The 21,610-nt window shown below is 50.4% G+C and carries 18 protein-coding genes; 17 read left to right on the top strand and 1 reads right to left on the bottom strand.

The annotated features are described in order from the left end of the window. Window positions 1-88: 88 nt before the first annotated feature. Window positions 89-2,359, bottom strand: coding sequence for a sensor domain-containing diguanylate cyclase (locus AC4PHM_RS11225; RefSeq protein ID WP_492017851.1), 2,271 nt, complete (start codon window positions 2,357-2,359; stop codon window positions 89-91). A 125-nt stretch (window positions 2,360-2,484) separates the two neighbouring features. Here AC4PHM_RS11225 and AC4PHM_RS11220 point away from each other — a divergent pair, with 125 nt between their 5' ends. The 17 genes from AC4PHM_RS11220 (at window position 2,485) to dusB (ending at window position 21,425) form a co-directional block, all read left to right on the top strand. After that, window positions 2,485-3,882 (top strand): TldD/PmbA family protein, encoded by a 1,398-nt coding sequence (locus AC4PHM_RS11220; protein WP_492017850.1) that lies wholly within the window; start codon window positions 2,485-2,487, stop codon window positions 3,880-3,882. After that, on the top strand, window positions 3,879-5,240 hold the full coding sequence (locus tag AC4PHM_RS11215) for a TldD/PmbA family protein (protein ID WP_492017849.1): 1,362 nt from the start codon (window positions 3,879-3,881) through the stop codon (window positions 5,238-5,240). Before AC4PHM_RS11220 ends, AC4PHM_RS11215 begins: the two co-directional genes overlap by 4 nt. A 136-nt stretch (window positions 5,241-5,376) precedes the next feature. Next, on the top strand, window positions 5,377-6,822 hold the full coding sequence (gene tilS / locus AC4PHM_RS11210) for a tRNA lysidine(34) synthetase TilS (protein ID WP_492017848.1): 1,446 nt from the start codon (window positions 5,377-5,379) through the stop codon (window positions 6,820-6,822). Between the two features lie 90 nt (window positions 6,823-6,912). Beyond that, window positions 6,913-8,964 (top strand): ATP-dependent zinc metalloprotease FtsH, encoded by a 2,052-nt coding sequence (ftsH, locus tag AC4PHM_RS11205; protein WP_492017847.1) that lies wholly within the window; start codon window positions 6,913-6,915, stop codon window positions 8,962-8,964. 242 nt (window positions 8,965-9,206) lie between these two features. Next, window positions 9,207-10,376: an NAD(P)-dependent malic enzyme gene (locus tag AC4PHM_RS11200; protein WP_492017846.1), complete on the top strand. Its 1,170-nt coding sequence runs from the start codon at window positions 9,207-9,209 to the stop codon at window positions 10,374-10,376. Between the two features lie 288 nt (window positions 10,377-10,664). Next, complete coding sequence (locus tag AC4PHM_RS11195; protein ID WP_492017845.1) at window positions 10,665-10,982, top strand: DUF3870 domain-containing protein; 318 nt, start codon at window positions 10,665-10,667, stop codon at window positions 10,980-10,982. A gap of 370 nt (window positions 10,983-11,352) precedes the next feature. Continuing rightward, on the top strand, window positions 11,353-13,029 hold the full coding sequence (locus AC4PHM_RS11190) for an acyl-CoA mutase large subunit family protein (RefSeq protein WP_492017844.1): 1,677 nt from the start codon (window positions 11,353-11,355) through the stop codon (window positions 13,027-13,029). Window positions 13,030-13,053: 24 nt separating this feature from the next. Beyond that, entirely contained in the window at window positions 13,054-13,449 is a 396-nt protein-coding gene (locus AC4PHM_RS11185) for a cobalamin B12-binding domain-containing protein (RefSeq protein ID WP_291399808.1), read from the top strand. Between the two features lie 11 nt (window positions 13,450-13,460). Continuing rightward, window positions 13,461-14,390 carry a methylmalonyl Co-A mutase-associated GTPase MeaB gene (gene meaB / locus AC4PHM_RS11180; protein ID WP_492017843.1) on the top strand — a complete coding sequence of 310 codons (930 nt, stop codon included), beginning with the start codon at window positions 13,461-13,463 and terminating at the stop codon, window positions 14,388-14,390. Window positions 14,391-14,456: 66 nt separating this feature from the next. Then, window positions 14,457-14,864 (top strand): methylmalonyl-CoA epimerase, encoded by a 408-nt coding sequence (gene mce / locus AC4PHM_RS11175; RefSeq protein WP_291399812.1) that lies wholly within the window; start codon window positions 14,457-14,459, stop codon window positions 14,862-14,864. 23 nt (window positions 14,865-14,887) lie between these two features. After that, window positions 14,888-16,435: a methylmalonyl-CoA decarboxylase subunit alpha gene (gene mmdA / locus AC4PHM_RS11170; RefSeq protein WP_492017842.1), complete on the top strand. Its 1,548-nt coding sequence runs from the start codon at window positions 14,888-14,890 to the stop codon at window positions 16,433-16,435. A gap of 20 nt (window positions 16,436-16,455) precedes the next feature. Then, entirely contained in the window at window positions 16,456-16,887 is a 432-nt protein-coding gene (locus AC4PHM_RS11165; RefSeq protein ID WP_492017841.1) for an OadG family protein, read from the top strand. 78 nt (window positions 16,888-16,965) lie between these two features. Further along, a complete protein-coding gene (locus AC4PHM_RS11160; RefSeq protein ID WP_492017840.1) occupies window positions 16,966-17,376 on the top strand; it encodes a biotin/lipoyl-containing protein in 411 nt (136 codons plus the stop codon). Between the two features lie 31 nt (window positions 17,377-17,407). Further along, window positions 17,408-18,541, top strand: a complete 1,134-nt coding sequence (locus AC4PHM_RS11155; RefSeq protein WP_492017839.1) for a sodium ion-translocating decarboxylase subunit beta — start codon at window positions 17,408-17,410, stop codon at window positions 18,539-18,541. Between the two features lie 138 nt (window positions 18,542-18,679). Further along, on the top strand, window positions 18,680-19,660 hold the full coding sequence (locus AC4PHM_RS11150) for a biotin--[acetyl-CoA-carboxylase] ligase (RefSeq protein WP_492017838.1): 981 nt from the start codon (window positions 18,680-18,682) through the stop codon (window positions 19,658-19,660). A 14-nt stretch (window positions 19,661-19,674) separates the two neighbouring features. Continuing rightward, complete coding sequence (locus AC4PHM_RS11145; protein ID WP_492017837.1) at window positions 19,675-20,451, top strand: type III pantothenate kinase; 777 nt, start codon at window positions 19,675-19,677, stop codon at window positions 20,449-20,451. Between the two features lie 14 nt (window positions 20,452-20,465). Then, the gene (dusB, locus tag AC4PHM_RS11140) at window positions 20,466-21,425 is read left to right on the top strand and encodes a tRNA dihydrouridine synthase DusB (RefSeq protein ID WP_492017836.1); all 960 of its coding nucleotides are present in this window, start codon (window positions 20,466-20,468) and stop codon (window positions 21,423-21,425) included. The last annotated feature ends 185 nt before the right edge of the window (window positions 21,426-21,610 follow it).

Raw genomic sequence — 21,610 nt, 5'->3', positions numbered from 1 at the left:
TTTGACTGGTAAAAATTACATGGTGAATGGTCAGGTGATTAAAATGCCGAGGGGAGGCGCTTCGCTGTGATCCCCATGATCCCTTTGTCTAGGAGGCATATTCCGTAAAACGTTTTTCGGTCATGCTGCACGCCACGATTCGGTTTCTGCCGGCTTGCTTGGCTTCATAAAGCGCGGCGTCAACAGACTGGATATGCTCGGCAATGGACAAAGAAGCGCCGGGAATACACGTCGACATGCCAATGCTCAGTGTCGCGACCCCGCCAAGTGGAGAGCGTTCATGAGGAAGACTTGCGGCGGACAGCGTACTGCGGATCTCGCTGGCGACTTTGAGGGCGCCATGTTCGTCTGTGTTGCTGAGCAAGACGATGAACTCGTCGCCCCCATACCGAGCGACCAAGTCGCTGGTGCGCTTCACGTTTTGGCTGATGAGGGATGCAATGCGAATAATCATTTCATCACCGGTGATATGACCATAAGTATCGTTATATTGCTTGAAGAAGTCAATGTCGATCATAAGCAGCGACAGAGGCTCTTTTGCCCGATTGGCTCGACCCCATTCCTGCAGGTAGAACTCATCAAAGCGACGTCGGTTGGCGATCCCAGTCAAGCCATCCATTTCAGACAGTGCAGACAGTTCTTGATTGAGCTGTGAAAGTTCTTGCTGTGCCGCTTCGCGCTGCTGAATTTCCAGGTGTAAGCGCTCGGACTTCTGAGCGTTCTGTATAGCGACCGAAAGGTAAGCGGACAAGGTGCTGAGGGTTTCAAGCGTCTGTCTGGTAAAGACGTTGCAGGTTCGGCTTTGGACTGTGATAATCCCAATGATCTGGTCCTCGACAATCAGGGGATGAAACATAATGGCGGGCATCAGAGAGCCAAAGCTTGAGGAAAACTTGCTCACGGAGTCCGGTAGGACGCCGGCGTCGGAATTAACCATGATTTCTTTGCGGTTCTTATAACACCAAACAGCAAAGCTGTTTTCTCTGGACATTGGAATTTGAACATTGTGCAGTCTGATGCCGTCTTCGATGAGGTAGTCATAGTGGATGGCATCCGTTTCGCTGTTATAGAGGCCTATGCCAAAGAGATCCGCAGTCATGAGGTCGGATATATGCTGATGTATGATTGTAAAAATATTTTCCAGACTCAGGACCGCGGTGATCTGTTTTCCAATCTCGCTGATGACCTGCAGCGTGTGATAGGCATCCTGAAGCTCGTTGGAACGATCTTCCAATTCCTTGGCCTTCTGTTCGAGTTCCTGACTGAGTTTGCGGTAGGCTTCCTTCTCCTGGTAAGAAGTATCAGCCTCCAATTGAATGGTGAGTCCGCGCAGTCGCTGCTCCAACTCGATCTTTTCGATAGCCTGGATGCAGTCGTGGCGCTTTTTGGAATAGGCTAATGCGTCTTCCAGTTTGCCGAGGGTCTCACAGGCGGGGATCATTTCGTTGTAAACCTGAAGGAGCAGTGTTTCGGAGTTAAGTTTCTGAGCGATTTTAAGTGCATCAAACAGTACTTTAAGCGACCGGCTTCGCTCACCCTTTTCAAACAGCGTTCTATGTAGATCAATCAAAACCTCAGCTTCGTGAATCATCTCCATGGTGGATTGATTCAATTGCAAGGCTTTTTTCAACAGGGTCAGAGACACCTCGTAATTTCCTTTTTTTCTTGCAACTATGCCCGCGTAATGGTAACAGGCAGATTCAATCATGAGATTCTCTTCATCTTTGGCAAGTTGAATCGCATTGTCTATGTAAAGCGTGGCGTTGTCGTAGTCCTCCATTTCAAGATAAAGTCCTGCGAGATTGGAAACCGCCACAGATTTGTTGATGGGACTGCTCACTTCGAGGTGGACGGATTGGCTGAGCTGGTAATATTCCAAGGCTTTTGTGTAATCCTTCAACTCCCTGTAAATTTCTCCAATGTTGTTTAGAACCCGGGCTTCAATGGAGGGATTCTCGATTTTTTTACACAGTGTTAAGGCATGTTGAAAGTACTTGAAGCTTAGATCATAGACTTTAAAGTAGAGGTTCACGATCCCCAGTGCGTTTAAAATATCCGCTTCCAGACTGGGTTCATTCAGTATCTTAACCTGATTGTAAGCTCTTTTAAGAAATTCTTCAGAATCAGACAGACTTCCGAGCCGCAGATGGCCTCTGCCAATCAGATAAAGGCTTTTGGCGATACCGCTCGGATAATGAATAGAAGCGGCCATTTGGAGCGCTTTTTGGGATAATCTCAACGTCTCGGCAGGCGTCGTCCGTTCAATGAATTCAGCCTGGTTATTCAGCTGATCGACCCGCTCCCGGATGGTGAAAGTCTCGCAGGTGAAATCACTGCCGTTATTTACCTCGTTGCTCAAGTGGATTCACCCTCCTCGCAGGTTGGTTTTTTGTGTTACAATTATACCATAGAAGCAAATGGGATTGAATTGGAATAGAGTAATGTGAAAAAAAAGATTACCATAAGACTTGAGGAGGATTCAAATTGCTTCAGCAAACGCTGCTCGAACGAATACTTGAATCCGCGCTTTCCAGAGGTGGAGAGTTCGCGGAACTTTTTGCGGAAGATAAAAGCAGAACCCATTTTGAAATGATTGGCGGCAAACTTGAAAATGCCCTGGGGGGACGTGAGTACGGCCTCGGACTCAGGATTGTCACAGGCATCAACAGCTTTTATGCTTATACCTCAGACACAGAGGAGGCTGCTTTGATTCAGTTTGCAAGGAGCCTGTCTGCCATGGCCGGTCAAAATGACTTAAAAGCCGCGGTAAAACTGAGTCAACGGAATTATGAGCCGCGTCATCATTTCAGGATTTTGCCCTCAGCGGTTGATGCCAATGAAAAACTTCAGTGGATCAGAGACCTCTCGTCTAGGGCTGCTGCCTATGATCCCATGATTCGGCAAACGGTCGTCACCTATATGGATGAGGACCAAACCATCCAAATTGCAAACTCTGAGGGCTTGCTGACCCAGGATCGCCGGGTGCGTACCCGAACGTCGGTGAATTGTGTCGCCGAGCATGAAGGCGAAATGCAGTCCGGCGGCCACAATCTGGGAGGGCTTTCCGGCTTTGAGCTTTACAATGATGTAAATCCGGACGAGCTGGCCCTGAAGGCGGCTCAAATCGCGGTGACCATGGCGAAAGCCAAACACGCGCCGAGTGGTCGTCTGCCTGTCATTATTGACAACGGCTTTGGCGGCGTCATTTTCCATGAAGCTTGCGGTCACGGTCTGGAAGCGGCGTTTATTGCCAAAGGCACGTCGGTTTATACGGGAAAAATGGGGGAACAAATCGCTTCAGAGCTCCTTACCGCCATTGATGACGGTACACTTTTGAATGGATGGGGCAGCGGTCACGTGGATGACGAGGGAACCCCAACTCAGAGAACGGTCTTAATTGAAAACGGGATTCTAAAATCCTTTCTGGTGGACCGCTTCAACGGCAAGAAGCTGGGGTTGCCGTCAAACGGCGCTGGCCGCAGACAATCCTACAAATTCGCCGCGACAAGCCGGATGAGCAATACCTTTATAGCGCCTGGAACCTCAAAGCTTGAGACCATGATCTCGGAGACAGATTATGGTCTCTACGCCAGCAGTATGGGGGGCGGCTCCGTCAATCCTGCGACTGGCGAATTCAATTTTTCGGTCAATGAAGCTTATATGATCCGTGGCGGGAAGCTGGCCGAGCCGGTCAAAGGCGCGACGCTGATTGGCACGGGCAGCGAGATTCTCAAAAAAATTGACCGAGTGGGGGACAACCTCGCTTACGGTTATGGCATGTGCGGCTCGTCCAGCGGTTCCATTCCGGCCATTGTCGGCCAGCCGGCCATCCGGGTCAGCGAAATTACTGTGGGTGGCAGAAATGGAGGCGAGAGCAAGTGAAGACATTCTGGATGGAAGAAGCGCTTCGAAGAGCTGCTGATTTCGGCTTTGAAGCCCTTGAAGTCTATAGCGAGAGCGGGAGCCACTTCAGTGTGAAAGTGTTCGAGGGAGAGATTGATACTTTTAATTTGGCAAGTTCTGCCGGAGTATCCGTCCGGGGCATTCGAGACGGCAAGATGGGCTACGCCTTTACGGAAATTCTGGAGACAGAGGCGGATCTGGAGACGCTCTTAAAAAGCTGCAGTGATAATGCCGCGCTCAATGAGAGTGAGCTTGAGCCGGTGCTTTACCGACCATCGGCCAACACGTCCTACGCAGTGGTTGAGACGACCCCTTCGACATTTTTTGACACACCGCCGGCCGAAAAAACCCGGGCTTTGATCGAGCTCGAGGCAGAGGTCATGGCTCAGTATCCGCAGATCAGCAAGGTCAGCTACAATCTTTACAGCGAAGGCTGCGGGCGTGTGGCGATCCGGAACACGCTGGGGCTGGATCTTGCACATGAGAGCGATCTGGCTTATACAGTCTTTGCACCCATTGTTCGGCAGGGCGAGGAGACCAGGAACGAACACAAATTTGCACTTATGCGCCATTTTGACCGGGATCTGCTTAGATCGGTGGCAGTGGAGGCAGCAGAAGCTTCCGTAGCCATGCTGGGTGCGGCGTCTGTGGCGAGCGGCGAATACAGGACGGCGCTCCGTTATGATGCAGCAGTCAGCCTATTTGAAGCTATGGTGTCGATTTTTTCTGCGGAAGCGGTGGATAAGGGGCTCTCAGCGCTGAAGGGCAAGCTGGGCGAGCAAATTGCCTCGAACTGCCTGTCCATTGTTGAAAATCCCCATCTAAAAGATGGTCCGGCCAGTGCGCCTTTTGACAGCGAGGGTGTGCCGACACAGCTCAAGCGTGTGGTGGATCGGGGCGTTCTGACGACTTATTTCCATAATCTGCGCACGGCTGCGAAATCCGGCGTGGCGCCTACGGGGAACGGTTTTCGGGGTTCTTACAAGTCCAGTGTGGGGATTGCGCCCACCAATTTTTATATTGAGCCAGGACGAATCTCTGCCGATGGTCTCTTGAAAAGCATTGGTGACGGCCTTCTGATTACGGCGTTTGACGGACTTCATGCTGGGCTGAACGCCATCTCTGGGGACTTTTCCCTCTCGGCGAGGGGCTTTAGAATAGAGGACGGCCGCATAGGCGCACCGGTGACGCAGATTACGGCAGCAGGCAATTTTTTTGAACTGCTTAAAGGGATCCGCGCGGCGGCGGACGATCTGAAATTTGAATCCGTTGGCGGGAGCAGCGCCTTTGGCGCTCCGTCGCTGGATGTGGGTGTCCTTTCGATTTCAGGCAGCTGAGGCCGGGGCCCTTAGCGTTAAATGAAGCGCTTCCGGTGCAATTCCTTAAGATTTGGTGAAATCTTGAAGGATAGCCTGAAAAAGTTGACGGGACATGGTAAGATGAAGTGGATTGTGGAATGAGTTGTGTGCAGAGGTGAAAGCGACGTTGGTCGATAGTGAGGTCTTAAGGGTCGATTTGGTAGCTCAGCTGATCAAGACGAATCAGCGCTATCAGATGTTTGAACAGGGAGATAGTATCGTAGTCGGGGTATCCGGAGGGCCGGATTCGCTGGCGCTCCTGCATGCGCTGCTGACGCTCAGGGAAAGCTGGGGTCTGAGACTTGTGGCTGTTCACGTTCACCATGGTCTCCGCGGCGCTGCGGCAGATGCGGATGCCGCTTTTGTACGGCTTTTCTGTCTGAATCACGAAGTGCCTTTTTACCTGTTCGAGGCGGATATCAGTGCTTTGGCCAAGGCATCCGGCACCTCCTTTGAGATGGAAGGACGAAAGTTTCGCTATGAGGCGTTCGATCAGGTCGCACTGGAAGAGGGCTGCGCCAAAATTGCCGTGGCCCAGAACCTGAACGACCAGTGCGAGACGGTGCTGATGCGGCTCTTCAGAGGCTCCGGGCTCAAAGGACTCGGCGGCATCCTGCCAGTCAGAGACGGACGCATTATACGTCCGCTGATCGAGGTTCCGCGGACGGCTATTGAGGCTTATTGCAGCCTGAATGAGTTAGAGCCGAGAGTGGATCACACTAATATGGAGGCGGATTACGAACGGAACCGAATTCGACTGGAGGTCATTCCCCTTTTGGAATCGCATTTTAATCCAAGACTGGCAGACACTTTGGCCAGAACCGCAGAGCTGTTCAGGGAAGACGAACGGCTTCTGGATCGCGTGACTCAGGAGGCGTATGAGTTGATCAGGCTGCCTTCAGCCGGTGCGTCAGCGCATGAAGCTGGTATGTCCCTGAAGACATTTTCGGCTTATGAACCCGCGCTGAAACGAAGGCTGATCCGGCATCTTGCCAGAGAGGCCTGCGGCGGGGTCCTGACGGATTTCAGCCAGGCACACACGGACGCGGTTCTGGAGCTGGCAATGCTTCATGAGGGGAGCAAATCTCTTCAGCTTGGTGTCGTGGAGGCCGAGCGGGTCTATGACGTCCTGTGGATGCGCAGGCTAGGCGCGGAGCATCTGGATGATTCTGAAGCGGCGCCGGGACTGAAGTGCACACAGTGCGTCGAAAGCCCGCTGGTGTGGGAAGTGCTTGTGGAGCCTATCACCCATGAGCAATGGTTGATGAGGCGGGGCAATTCGAATGGGATTGCCGTGGATCTTGATCTGATTCAAGGAACTCTGCGGGTCCGGTACCGTGAAGCGGGAGACCGTTTCAAGCCTTTTGGCATGAAGGAAAGCAAAAAACTCAAACGTTTTATGATTGATGAAAAAATTCCTGAGGCAAAGAGACATAAAATTCCTCTGGTATGTGATGAGAACCGGATCATTTGGGTATACGGGTATCGTATGTCTGAAGAAGTCCGAGTTGGACAGTCGACAGTCAGAATCGGCTGGCTGACGCTCAGGCGGGTGGAATAAAGCTCAATTTTTGAGTGGCAGTCTGAGTTGTTCCCTTGTTGAAAATATGTTAGAATGACGAGTATGCACTAAAGCTCTAGGAGGAATTATATGCGAAAGATGTTTAAAAACGCAGCGTTTTATATATTTGTCTTTCTGTTGATCCTGATGATCGCGAGACAGGTGATTCCAACGACCGAACCGGAAATTGTGAATCTGACGCTGACGGAACTGGTTAGCAGTATTGAAGAAGGAAAAGTTAAAACCATCAATCTGGTTGAGAACAACAGTGTCCAGGGCACACTTCAGGATGACGCGGTCTTCTATTCGTACATTCCTTCCGTCATGACTGAAGATGTTGGAAAGTATTTGTTTGACGCCATGACCAGGGCGGGGCTCGAGGTTACCGGTACAGCACCGGCGCAGGAGCCATGGATTCTGTCTCTGCTGCCTATGATCTTTGGCGTGTTGATTTTAGTCGTACTCTGGTTTGTGTTCATGCAAAATTCCCAGGGCGGCGGCAACAAAGTTATGTCCTTTGGAAAAAGCCGTGCGAAAATGATCAAGGAGGATAACTCCAAGAGGATTACGTTTGCAGATGTCGCGGGACTTAAGGAAGAAAAGGAAGAGCTGTACGAAGTGGTGGACTTCCTTAAGAATCCCAAGAAGTATATTGAGCTTGGCGCGCGGATCCCAAAAGGTATTTTGCTGATTGGACCTCCGGGTACCGGTAAGACCTATCTTTCAAGAGCGATCGCCGGTGAAGCCGGGGTACCGTTCTTCAGCATCAGCGGTTCGGATTTTGTCGAGATGTTTGTAGGCGTCGGCGCCAGCCGTGTTCGAGATCTCTTCGAAAATGCAAAGAAAAATTCGCCGTGCATTATTTTCATTGATGAAATTGACGCGGTTGGACGTAAGCGCGGCGCCGGTCTCGGCGGCGGCCATGATGAACGCGAGCAGACCCTCAATCAGCTTCTTGTTGAGATGGACGGCTTCAGTGAGAACGAGGGTATTATTCTGATGGCTGCCACAAACAGGCCTGACATCCTGGATCCGGCGCTTCTCAGACCGGGCCGCTTTGACAGGGAGATCACAGTAGGGCGGCCTGATGTGAAGGAACGCGAGGAGATCATCCGCGTTCACGCAAGAAACAAGCCTGTCGCTGATGACGTTGACTTCAAGACACTGGCAAAGGCAACCCCTGGTTTTACGCCGGCGGATATTGAGAATCTTTTGAATGAAGCCGCTATTCTCACAGCCAGAAAGAGCGAACGTAAAATAAGAATGAGAACTATTGAAGAAGCGACTACCAAGGTCATTGCGGGCGTTGAGAAGAAATCCCGCGTCATCAGTGAAAAAGAACGTCGCCTCACAGCCTACCATGAGGCGGGGCATGCTATACTTGCAGCGATCATCCCTGAAATGGATCCCGTGCAGCAGATTACAATCATTCCGCATGGCCGGGCGGGTGGCTTTACAATGCAGCTGCCGCAGGAAGACCGAAACTATATGACCAAGCGCCATATGGAAAATGAATTGATCGTTCTGCTGGGCGGCCGCGTCGCTGAAAGGCTCATCCTGCATGACATCAGCACCGGGGCTCAAAACGATCTTTCCAGGGTCAGTGACATTGCCCGGGCTATGGTGACGAAATACGCCATGAGCGAAAACCTCGGCTCCATGTCTTATGGCAGCGAAGAAGAGGTTTTCCTCGGCCGTGACATGACAACGCGCCGCAACTTCTCTGAGCAGGTAGCGGCGGATATTGACCGCGAAGTCAGACGGTTGGTGGATGACGCTTATGACGAGGCAATGCGTATAATGAGCGAGAATATAGACAAGCTTCATGAAGTCGCGAATGCGCTTCTCGAGTACGAAACCATTAACGGCGAAGAGTTCAGCATTGCACTCGAGTCCGGATTTGAAGCACTCAAGGAGAAGAAAGAGCACGAAGAGAAGCAAATTGAGGCGGATCGTCTGAAGGATATCGCTGTTTATGAAGCGGAGCAGAATCGGTTGAAGGCTGCGCGCGAAGAGGCACAAAAGCAAGCGGACCAACCCCAGGCGAATTCGAAGCCAAAGTCCGAAGCGGCGTCAGAGCATCAGACGTCCGAAACTGCTCAAGCGGTGACAACGGATAAGACGGAAGATGAACAGAGCTAAAACGCAGCGTTAATTTACTATTTGAAGAAGGCACCGCTTGTGAGCGGGTTGCCTTTTTCTTTTTTGTGATTTTGAGTTAAATTAAGATGGAAGTCGATGTCAATGTGGAAGTCGGTGTCAGACTCCAGCTTCCATCCCATCAAAAAAACAAAGCGCAAGCGCTTGACGGGTTGCATAATCAATCATAATATGAATGAGATAAGGTTTTCATAAGGTTTTCAGAAGAGAAAGGTGGCTAAATGATGGATTATAATCAAATGGCATTGGAATTACATGAGAAACATCAAGGGAAAATTGCAGTGGTGTCCAAAGTAGACGTTGCGGACAGCGTTGACTTATCCGTGGCATACACGCCTGGTGTGGCTGAGCCGTGCAGAAAAATTGCTGAAAATAAAGAAGCAGTGTACCGTTATACCAGCAAAGGCAATCTCGTAGCGGTGGTGACTGACGGGACAGCGGTCCTTGGCCTGGGCGACATTGGTCCGGAAGCTGCGCTTCCGGTCATGGAAGGCAAAGCGATTCTGTTTAAAACTTTTGGGAATGTCGACGCTTTTCCAATCTGTCTGGCAACCAAAGACGTGGACGAGATCGTACACGCGGTCAAGCTGCTTGAGCCGGTGTTTGGCGGCATCAATCTGGAGGACATCTCCGCGCCGCGCTGCTTTGAGATCGAGCGCAGACTCAAAGAAGAACTGGATATTCCGGTTTTCCACGATGACCAGCACGGCACGGCTATAGTCGTTCTTGGCGCATTGATCAACGCCTGCAAACTCACCGGCAAAAAGTTTTCTGAGCTGGATGTTGTCATCAGCGGCGCTGGATCAGCTGGACTTGCCATTGCAGAGCTCCTTCTCGAACGCGGCGTGGGCAATATTGTAGTGTGTGATCGCCGCGGCGCACTCTCGAGCCTCAGCGATCATGCCAACGGTGCCCAGCGCCAGCTCATGCCTCGTCTGAACAAGCGCGACGAGCAAGGCTCGCTGGCGGAGGTTCTCAGCGGCAAGGACGTGTTTATTGGCGTTTCCGGTCCTAATATCCTAAATGGGGAAGCGGTTGCTGCCATGGCGGACAAAGCGATCGTACTCGCTATGGCCAATCCTATCCCGGAAATTATGCCGGATGAGGCACTCAAAGCAGGGGCTTATATCGTTGGTACCGGCCGTTCTGATTTTGCGAACCAGGTCAACAACGTACTCGCTTTTCCGGGCATCTTCAGAGGTGCGCTGGATGTAAGGGCCCGCGATATCAACATGGCCATGAAGATTGCTGCTGCGGAAGCCATTGCGGCGACCGTGGACGAGGATCTTCTGACCCCGGAATACGTCCTTCCAAAAGCATTTGATCCTCAGGTTGCAAAAAATGTTGCAGATGCTGTGCGTAAGGCTGCGGCCGACAGCGGCGTTGCAAGATAGGATGCCGATGGTGGATTAGGCTCTGTAAGGAGGGCAAGAGACCATCGGCAGCACAAAATCATTAAAAAAGGCACAGGCATTCATTTTGCTGAAGGATAACATAAAGTCATCCTGCAAATTTGGCTGCAAATGTGCCTTTTTTCTAATTATACGGGTATAATTGTATACAAGCGTTGAAATATGCGGATTTTTTTTATTATTTTGTCCTGAAATCCTTGTTATTAAATTTACAAAATCAAAACCTCATGTTAATATGAAAGTAAGATTTCATTTTTGGTGGGTGCGCGCATGAAAACATCCGAAATTTTCGTCTCGGGATATGCCAGATTGCCACAAGGTATCACAGCTGAAGAGATGTACACTGTCATGGTCGTCGGAATGATTGTCGACAGAAATACCGGGCTGATTTTGGACGCTGAGTGCTCTTTAGTCACAGATCTCGCCAAAAAGTTCATAAAAGAATTGCTGGTTGGGAAGTCGCTGGATCACATCACAGAAATTGAAGAAGCCCTAACGCTAAGATATTTTGGGTCAGCCCGAAAAGCGTTAATTTCTGCAATTAAAATTGCATACGAGAAGTACAGGCAGGTCCTCAGCGAATCCTAATTCAGAGACGCCTGGAAATTTAACTTGATTTTCAATTGGGCAGAATGACCTTCTGCTCACACCCTGAGGATCACCAGTTAGATGACCGATTGGCTATGCTTTATTGTAGCTTTTTTTGGAATCTAACTTTTTTTATTGTCACTAATCTATACGTTTCCAGATTACATAATAAAGGGAGGAATGCTCCGAGGATCATTCTGAAAAGCGTGTCTGTTTCAAGTCGGGAGCATCGGCTAAATAAATTAAGCCAAGCGCAGGAAGTGGCGTTGTTATTAAACCGACTCAGCCTGAATTCCATGCTTCATGACTTTGACGAAACTGTAAGATCTGATATTCTAAAAACCGAGCAATCAAGAGGAGGAAATTTTGCATGTACGAAAAGGAAAAGATTGACGCACTAAAAGCGAAAGTCAATGCTTACAATGAAAAGACAGAAGCTTCCCTCGCCAAGCGTCCTGAACGCTATAAGGTCTTCGAAACGGGTTCTGGCGAACCAGTCAACAGACTTTATACACCGGTTGATGTAGAGGGCCTCAATTACGAGACAGATCTTGGCATTCCTGGCCAATTCCCGTATACACGCGGCGTTCAGCCGACCATGTACCGCGGTCAGCTTTGGACTATGCGTATGTACGCTGGCTTTGCGACTGCAGAAGAGTCCAATAAGCGTTACAAGTTCCTCGTAGAGCAAGGTTCAAGCGGACTTTCTGTCGCATTTGACCTTCCTACTCAGATTGGCTATGATTCAGACCACTCTCTTTCAGAGGGTGAAGTTGGCAAGGTTGGCGTCGCTATTGACTCACTTGCGGATATGGAAATACTCTTCGACGGCATTCCGCTTGACAAGGTTTCCACCTCTATGACTATCAACGCGCCTGCTTCTGTCCTCCTTGCAATGTACATCGCTGTAGGCGAAAAGCAAGGCGTATCTGCAGAAAAACTCCGCGGTACAATTCAGAATGACATCCTCAAGGAGTACATTGCACGCGGCACTTACATTTTCCCAACTGATCCGTCCATGAGACTGATTACAGACATTTTCGAATTCTGCTCCAAAGAGGTCCCGCAGTGGAACACTATCTCCATCTCCGGTTATCACATTCGTGAAGCGGGCTCCACAGCAGCTCAGGAAGTCGGTTTCACACTCGCTGACGGCATTGCCTACGTTGAAGCGGCAATCAAAGCTGGCCTCGACGTGGACAGCTTCGCACCAAGACTTTCCTTCTTCTTTAACGCCCACAACGATCTTCTCGAAGAAGTGGCTAAGTTCAGAGCAGCAAGAAGACTCTGGGCTAAAATCATGAAAGATCGCTTTGGCGCAAAAGATCCAAAATCCATGGCACTTAAATTCCACACGCAAACAGGTGGTTCTACGCTGACAGCTCAACAGCCTGACAACAATATCGTCCGCGTTGCAATCCAGACTTTGGCAGCTGTCCTCGGCGGCACGCAGTCCCTCCACACAAACTCAAAAGACGAAGCCCTGGCGCTCCCAACCGAAGCTTCCGTTCAAGTTGCACTCAGAACACAGCAGATCGTCGGTTATGAAAGCGGCGTTACAAGCACAGTAGACCCGCTTGCAGGCTCTTACTATATTGAAGCTAAAACTTCAGAAATTGAAGAACAAGCTATGGCATACATCCGCAAGATCGACGAACTCGGCGGCGCGCCGCGTGCTATCGATCTCGGCTATATCCAGCAGGAAATCATGGATGCGTCTTATAAATACCAAAAAGAAGTTGAATCCAGCCAGCGCATTGTCGTAGGCATGAACAAATACCAAGTCGAAGAAGCTGCGCCGCAAGGCCTGCTTCGCGTTGACCTTTCTGTTGGCGAAAACCAAAAAGCAAGACTCGCTGAGCTTCGTGCCAAGCGTGACAATGCAGCGGTTGAAGCAACTCTTGCAGCGCTCAAGACTGCTTGCGAGGGCACAGTAAATGTCATGCCTTTCATTCTCGACGCGGTTCGCGTTTATGCAACGCTCGGAGAAATTTGTGGTGTAATGCGTGAAGTCTTTGGCGAATATCAGCAAAGCGTAAATCTGTAATCGAAGGGAATGGGAGGATCAATCATGGATAGACCTATTAGAGTATTGGTTTCAAAGCCTGGCCTTGACGGACATGACCGCGGTGCCAAGGTTATTGCGAGAGCACTTAGAGATGCAGGTATGGAGGTTATATACACCGGCCTCAGACAAACGCCTGAGCAAATTACAAACGCTGCCATTCAGGAAGACGTCGACTGTGTTGCGGTCAGCATTCTTTCAGGTGCACATGGCACTTTGATACCTAAAATTGCGGAACTTCTTAGAAAAGAAGGCGCTGATGATGTCCTGCTCGTCGCAGGCGGTGTTATTCCGCAAGAAGATATTCCTTTTCTTAAAGAGCACGGCGTTGCTGAAGTCTTTACGCCGGGTACGCCTACAGATGTGACTATTCAATTCATTCGAAACAACATCAAGCGATAAGCGGTGATGACATGGAACTTGCTGAAAGGCTGCTCATGGGAGACAGGCGCGCGGCAGCGCGCCTGATCTCCATGGTGGAAAACAAGGATCCGGAATCTCAAGAGATCATGCGTCAATTGTACAGCCAGAGCGGGAAGGCCTACGTGATTGGGATTACGGGGCCGCCAGGCGCTGGCAAAAGTACTTTGACGGACAAACTCGTCAAGCATGTTCGAAAAACTGGCGCTAAGGTTGGCGTCATAGCAGTGGATCCAACCAGTCCCTTTACCGGAGGCGCTATTCTTGGCGACCGGGTTCGCATGTCGGATCTGGCGACAGATCCCGGTGTCTTTGTGAGAAGCATGGGTGCCAGAGGACATCTTGGCGGGATCTCCGAGGCTACCAGCGCCGCGGTGAAAATACTGGACATTTATGGTGCAGAATATATTTTCATTGAAACCGTAGGTGTAGGTCAGTCTGAAGTGGATATTGTCAAGAACTCCGACACGACCGTTATGGTCAGTGTGCCGGGTCTCGGGGATGACATACAGGCAATAAAAGCCGGCGTCATGGAAATTGGAGACGTTTTTGCGGTCAATAAAGCGGACCGTGACGGTGCGAACCGAACAGCGAGAGAAATTGAAATGATGCTCGATTTTTCTCACGCCGACTGGAGACCGCCGGTTAAAATGGTTGTTGCGGTGGACAGCAAAGGTATTGAGGAATTGTTCGCTGCTATTGAAGACCATCGGCATTACATGATGGAAGACGGCAAATTCATGCTGAGAAGGGCTGAAAATGCCAGAAATGAACTTCTGGAAATGGTAAAATCCCGTGTTGTCGAGCAGCTGCTGAATCATGATGTCAAGGCAGAGCGCGTCGAAAAGTTGGCTATGGACGTTGCGACGCGCATCGTCGATCCGTTGACAGCAGTAGAAGAGTTGATTCAGAGTGTGCTCTAAACATAACGGGTTAAGATTTTATAGAAAGTAAACCAGCTTGAAAATGTTGAATTGGAGGTAACAGGCATGAAGGCTTTAAAAGTTGACCACATTGGCATAGCTGTCAGCAATCTTGACGAAGCGGTTAAGGTTTACACAGAAGTGCTTGGTCTTGAACTTGCAGGAACAGAAGTTGTCGAAGAGCAAAAGGTTAGGGTCGCATTTCTTCCTGTAGGCGACACTGAAGTGGAGCTCCTTGAATCTACATCCCCGGATGGCCCAATCGCAAAATTTATCGAGAAGAACGGAGAAGGCATTCAGCATATCGCGTTCAAAGTCGAGAACATTGAAGAGGCAATCCAGGCCATGAAAGACAAAGGTCTCAAAATGATCGACGAGTCACCGCGTTACGGTGCCGGCGGCGCGAAAATCGCGTTTATGCATCCTAAGAGCACAGGCCGTGTTCTGATTGAACTCAGCGAACGCAACGAGTAAAAATCGACTGGAGGTTATACGGTATGTCCATCAATAAGATAGAGGATCTGCGCCAAAGAAAAGCAAAGATCATCGAAGCAGGCGGCAAAAAACGCGTCGAGAAACAGCACGAAAGCGGTAAACTGACTGCGCGCGAGCGCATGCTCCTCCTGTTTGACGAGAACACTTTTGTTGAGCTTGATGCCTTTATGAAGCACCGCTGCACCAATTTTGGCATGGAACTGGTCGACGCTCCGGCTGAAGGCGTTGTCACGGGCTACGGCTATGTCGACGGCAGACTGGTTTACGCCTATGCTCAAGACTTTACAGTGGTTGGCGGTTCCCTTGGCGAAATGCACGCCGCAAAAATTTGCAAGGTCATGGACAACGCCCTCAAAGTTGGCGCGCCTGTGGTTGGACTCAATGATTCCGGCGGCGCTCGTATTCAGGAAGCGGTAGACGCACTTTCCGGATACGGCAAAATCTTCTTCAAGAATACACTGGCATCCGGCGTCATTCCTCAGATCACAGCCATCATGGGCCCATGCGCCGGCGGCGCGGTCTATTCACCCGCACTGACAGACTTTACGTTCATGGTGGATCAGACGTCCCAGATGTTTATCACAGGTCCTCAGGTCATCAAGACAGTCACCGGCGAAGAAGTCAGCGCAGAAGCCCTCGGCGGCGCCATGACCCACAACAGCATCTCCGGTGTCGCACACTTCATGTCAGCTAATGACGAAGTCTGTATCGCAGAGATTCGCAGACTCCTGGACTTCCTACCGTCCAACAACATGGAGAACCCTCCGGTGTTTGAGTCCGGTGAGGATGTCAACACATTGGCTGAAGCTCTCAATACCTTGATGCCGGACAATCCTAACAAGGCTTACGACATGCACGACATCATCCGTCAGGTCGTCGACAATGGCGATTTCATGGAATACATGCCGCACTATGCTAAAAACATACTTACCGGCTTTGCCAGAGTTGGCGGCCAATCCATTGGTATCATTGCCAACCAGCCAAAGTTCCTGGCAGGCTGCCTTGATATCAACGCATCAGACAAGTCCGGCCGCTTTATCCGCACTTGTGACGCGTTTAACATTCCGCTTCTCAATATAGTCGACGTCCCCGGCTTCCTTCCGGGAACGAATCAGGAGTACGGCGGCATTATCCGCCACGGCGCTAAAATGCTGTATGCCTACAGCGAAGCGACTGTGCCTAAGATTACCCTGATTGTCAGAAAAGCTTACGGCGGCGCTTACCTGGCTATGTGTTCCAAAGATCTTGGGGCCGACCTGGTGCTCGCATGGCCTACAGCTGAAATCGCGGTTATGGGTCCTCAGGGCGCAGCCAACATCATCTTCCGCAAGGAGATCTCAGAAGCAGCGGATGCAGCAGCAGAGCGCGCTAAAAAGGTACAGGAATACACAGATGAGTTCGCGACACCATACAAGGCAGCAGAGCGCGGCTTTGTCGATGATGTCATCGAACCGGCTGCAACGCGTCCTCGTATCGCGGATGCACTGAATATGCTGTCTTCCAAGCGTGAAACCCGCCCTGCGAAGAAACATGGAAACATTCCGCTTTAATCCAGCGAGGAGTGATATGAATGGGTAATTTTGAAAACTTTGTTAATCCGGAGACCATCGGCGCCATAGGTCTTGGTGAAAAAATCATCACGTCACTTTTTGTCACGCTGCTCGGCATGGGCATAACCTTTGTCGCGCTGATTGCCATCTGGGGCATGACGGTACTGATGTCAAAAATCATCATGGGCATTGAGAACAAGAACAAGATCGCGCAGGCTTCTACGGTAGAGGTTTCAAAGCCTTCTGCTGCCCCTGCTCCTGCTGCCCCTGCAGCCTCAGCTGCAGAGCCTCAGGAAGATGAAAACCTCATCGCGATTTTGACCGCGGCAATTGCAGCGTCGCTGAACACCTCCATGCATAATATCGTCGTCAGGAATGTCAGACAGCTCCCGGATCAGACGCCGACATGGTCGCGCGCCGGCCGTACAGAGCAGATGGGCAGCAGGTTCTAAGAAACCCGCGTGACGCGCTTGAAGCAAAGAAAAACCTGAATTACAAAAAGAATGAATAATAGCCGAGGAGGATCTTTCATGAGAAAGTTTAATATCACGGTCAATGGCAAGGCTTATGAAGTAGAGGTAGAAGAAATCGGAGGCGTGGCTGCGGCCATGCCGGTGCGCCCTGTGGCGGCAGCAGCACCTGCAGCCCCTAAAGCGGCACCTGCTCCAGCTCCGGCACCTGCAGCAGCTCCGGCACCTGCAGCGCCAGCAGCAGAACCTGTAGCGGGCGGCTCCACCATCAGCGCTCCAATGCCTGGAACCGTTCTCGACATTAAGGTCGCAGTAGGCGATACAGTTAAAGTCAATGATGTATTGATGATTCTTGAAGCCATGAAGATGGAAAATGAGATCATGGCTCCAGTTGCAGGTAAAGTTGCTCAAATCAGCGTTTCAAAGGGAGCTTCCGTGAATTCCGGAGACGTTATGATCGTCATCGCGTAACGAAAGAATCCCTTTGGAAGGAGATGACTAAATGTTTAATGCGGTAATTGAATTTTTGCAGAGTACCGGCTTTGTTGCCATCACATGGCAGCAGTTGGTCATGATGGGTATCGCCTTTGTATTTCTTTATCTGGCGATCAAAAAGGGCTTTGAGCCTTTGCTGCTGGTACCAATTGCTTTCGGTATGCTGCTGACGAACCTGCCTTTGGCGGATATGATGAATCCGGGAAAAGATGGTCAAGTTGGCGGACTGCTCTATTACATGTATCAGGGTGTCAAACTGGGTCTCTTCCCTCCTTTGATTTTCCTTGGCGTAGGCGCCATGACGGACTTTGGTCCGCTCATCGCGAATCCTAAATCATTGCTCCTTGGCGCGGCAGCTCAGTTCGGAATCTTTATCACCTTTATTGGCGCGATCGCGTCGGGAATGTTCAATGCTCAAGAAGCAGCCTCCATTGCCATCATCGGCGGCGCGGACGGCCCAACAGCGATCTTCCTGACAACGAAGCTGGCACCGCACCTCCTTGGCCCAATAGCAGTCGCGGCTTACTCTTACATGGCGCTGGTGCCAATCATCCAGCCGCCGATCATGAAGCTCCTCACTACTAAAGAAGAGCGCATGATTAAGATGGAACAGCTTCGTCCGGTTTCCAAGATGGAAAAGATTGTGTTTCCGGTTTTCGTCGCGGTCTTCGTTTCCATGATTGTCCCGCCAGCTGCACCGCTTGTCGGCATGCTGATGCTGGGTAATCTGTTCAGAGAGTCTGGCGTTGTGCCGCGTCTCTCTGATACCTCTCAGAATGCCATGATGAACATAGTCGTTATCTTCCTCGGTGTCTCTGTTGGCGCTACTACAACCGCTGAGAAATTCATCAACCTTCAGACTATTGCGATTGTAATCCTGGGTGTTGTAGCGTTCGGTTTTGGTACCGCGGGCGGTGTCCTCCTCGGCAAAGTGATGTGTAAGCTTTCCGGCGGGAAAATCAATCCGCTCATTGGTTCTGCGGGTGTATCTGCAGTACCAATGGCAGCGCGTGTTTCCCAGGTAGTCGGTCAGAAAGAGAATCCAAGCAACTTCCTTCTGATGCACGCCATGGGTCCAAACGTCGCAGGCGTCATAGGCTCTGCGGTTGCGGCCGGCATATTGCTGACACTGTTCCAATAATTGAAGCGTTATGAATTGAACCTTTAGGACTGCTGCGAAATGAATGGATTCATTCCGCGGCGGTCCTTTTGACATCCATTGAAATTTTGAACGAAACAGTGTACTATTGTTAGCAGTATGAACAAAGTGGGTGATCAATTGAAAGGTAAACTTCTTGAGCTTCTCAGACAGCATAAGGGAAAGGCGCTTTCCGGTCAGGACATATCCGGTCGGTTTGGCGTTTCCAGGACTGCAGTCTGGAAAGCCATTGAGGCACTGAGAGCAGAGGGTTATATCATACGCTCGAGTCCCAGACTGGGCTATGAGTTGGCAGAAGAACCGGATGCTCTGGGTCCGACCGGGGTAGCCTCGATTGCCGCGAGTTCAGACTATCTGGATGTGGGTTTCTTTTTTCACCAAATTGATTCGACGAACTCTGAAGCCAAGCGGTTTGCGGAGGAGCATCCTAAGAAATCGGCACTCTTTGTCGCGGAGGAGCAGACAGCGGGTCGCGGCCGCCTTGGAAGGCAGTGGTTGTCTGAGCGGGGGACAGGTCTTTACTTGAGTTTGCTGATCCGGCCAGACATTGAGCCTTCCAGAGCATCACGGGTTACGCAGATCGCAGCAGTAGCTGCCGCTGAAGCAGTTGAAGCCGCAACAGGTCTGGAGACACAAATCAAATGGCCTAACGATCTTGTCATTCGGGGGAAGAAAGTGTGCGGCATTCTGGCAGAGTTAAGTGCAGAGATGACGGCAGTCAACTATCTGGTAGTTGGTATTGGCATCAATGTGAATCAAGCGCTGTTTCCGGATGACATCAAGGAAAAAGCGGCATCGCTTCAGCTCTTGGCGGGCAGGCGCATTGACCGCCAGAAACTGCTTGCCGAAGTGGTCTCTCGATTTGGCGGCTATCTCAGCGCGCTGACAGACAATGAAGCGCTGGAGAGCATGCATCAAGTGTATCGCTTAAAATCTGCCACACTAGGGAAAGAAGTTCGCCTGGTGGGCAAACAGAATCGAACAGCACGCGTTATTGACATCACAAAGGAAGGCGAACTGTTGGTTGTCTATCCGGATGGAGAACGCGAACTCATACATTTTGGCGAGGTCTCGGTCAGAGGCCTTGACTTTTACGCATAAAGGTGGTTAAAGCCATGTTGCTGGCATTTGACGTAGGCAATACAAATATTGTTTTAGGTGTATTTAAAGATCATCAGCTGCTTACCCATTGGCGCATGTCCACAGACAAAGGGAGATCCGCGGATGAGATTGGCATATTTGTCGATCAGTTATTTAAATATGAAAAATTATCGCTGGCGGATGTTAAGGCGGTTATTATTTCTTCCGTCGTTCCAACAATAATGTATTCACTTCAGCATATGGCGATAAAATATTGCAATACTGAGGCTATGGTGGTTGGTCCCGGCATCAGGACCAGTCTCAACATTAAGTATGACAATCCGAAACAAGTCGGTGCGGACCGTATTGTCAATGCCGTTGCAGCCATTGAGAAGTACGGCGGACCGGCCATTGTCGTGGATTTTGGAACCGCCACGACTTTTTGTGCCATCACGGAAAACAGAGAGTATCTCGGTGGGACGATCATGCCCGGGATCAAAATTTCGAGCGATGCCCTCTTTGAGAAGACAGCGAAGCTGATGCGGGTTGAGCTGATCAAACCGGAGACGGTTGTCTGCAGGAATACAGCCGAGAGCATTCAATCCGGCATCATTTATGGTTATGTTGGTTCTGTGGATTACATTGTTGAGCGGATAAAACTTGAGATGAAATGGAAAAATCCGCGGGTGATCGCGACGGGTGGTCTTGCCTCTCTCATTGCGACCGAGTCGAAGTGGATCGAGACGGTCGACAAATTTCTGACACTGGAAGGGCTCAATATGATCTACCACTTAAATACGGACAAGAATTAACGGGGGAAGCTTTGTTGAAAATTGGTACATTTGAAATCGAAAGCCCAGTGATTCTCGGACCAATGGCCGGGATCACAGACCTCGCTTTCAGAAAAATCTGCAGAGAACAATTTAAGGGATTGATGGTTTCTGAAATGATCAGCGCAAAGGCCATGAGCTTCAAGGACAAGAAGACTGCTCAGATGCTGGTGACCGTTCCTGAGGAACTGCCGCTGTCGATTCAGCTGTTTGGGTCAGATCCGGAAACACTTGGAGAAGCTGTTATCGCACTTCAGGATCATCCCTGTTCTGTGATCGATTTTAATATGGGGTGTCCTGCGCCCAAAATTGTTGGGAACAGTGAAGGCTCTGCTTTGATGAGAGATCCGGAGCTGGCTGAAGCCATTGTCAGGACCATGGTACGACATTCATCCAAGCCTGTCACGGTTAAATTCAGAAAGGGTTGGAACACTGCAGAAATCAACGCGGTAGAATTCGCAAAGCGCATGGAAGCCGCAGGCGCTGCGGCAATTACAGTCCACGGCAGAACCAGAGACCAGTTTTATACCGGAACAGCCGACTGGGAAATCATTCGGGAAGTTAAAGAAGCGGTTAGGGTACCTGTGATTGGAAATGGGGACATCTTTGTCTATCAAGACGCACTCCGTATGGTGGCGCAGACAGGCGTGGACGCGGTCATGGCGGCGCGGGGCGTTCAGGGAAATCCTTGGCTGTTGGGCCAGGCGGAAGCAGCATTGCTTGGCCGGCCAGTGCCGGAGCTGCCTTCTGAGAAAGCGCGTATAGAAACAGCTGTTCGACATTTCTTAGGGTTAATCGAGGAAAAGGGAGAGCATGTTGCTGTCCTTGAAATGCGTAAGCACGCGGCGTGGTATCTGAAAGGCATCCACGGCGCCGCAAAACTGAGAACACTGATTAATGTAGAGAAAGATCCGGATCGAGTGATTCAGCTTCTCAGAAGCGCACCGGGTGAATAGAACCCGCTGGGTAATGTTCAGCCATGCCACGACCTGACGGAAATCGTAAGGCAATCGCAATCGCAGAACCGCGCAATAAAAAGAAGCAATCCTTGACATAAAATGTCTTCTTCAATATAATAGTGAAATAAGTTATTGCGAACATTCGCTCAAATTAGGCTGAATGCTTGAAATAACAAAGGTTT

Source organism: Acidaminobacter sp. QWL-03, from assembly GCF_058683855.1.
The sequence above is the reverse complement of the archived record's forward strand: the minus strand, read 5'-3'. Positions and strand labels throughout refer to the sequence as shown.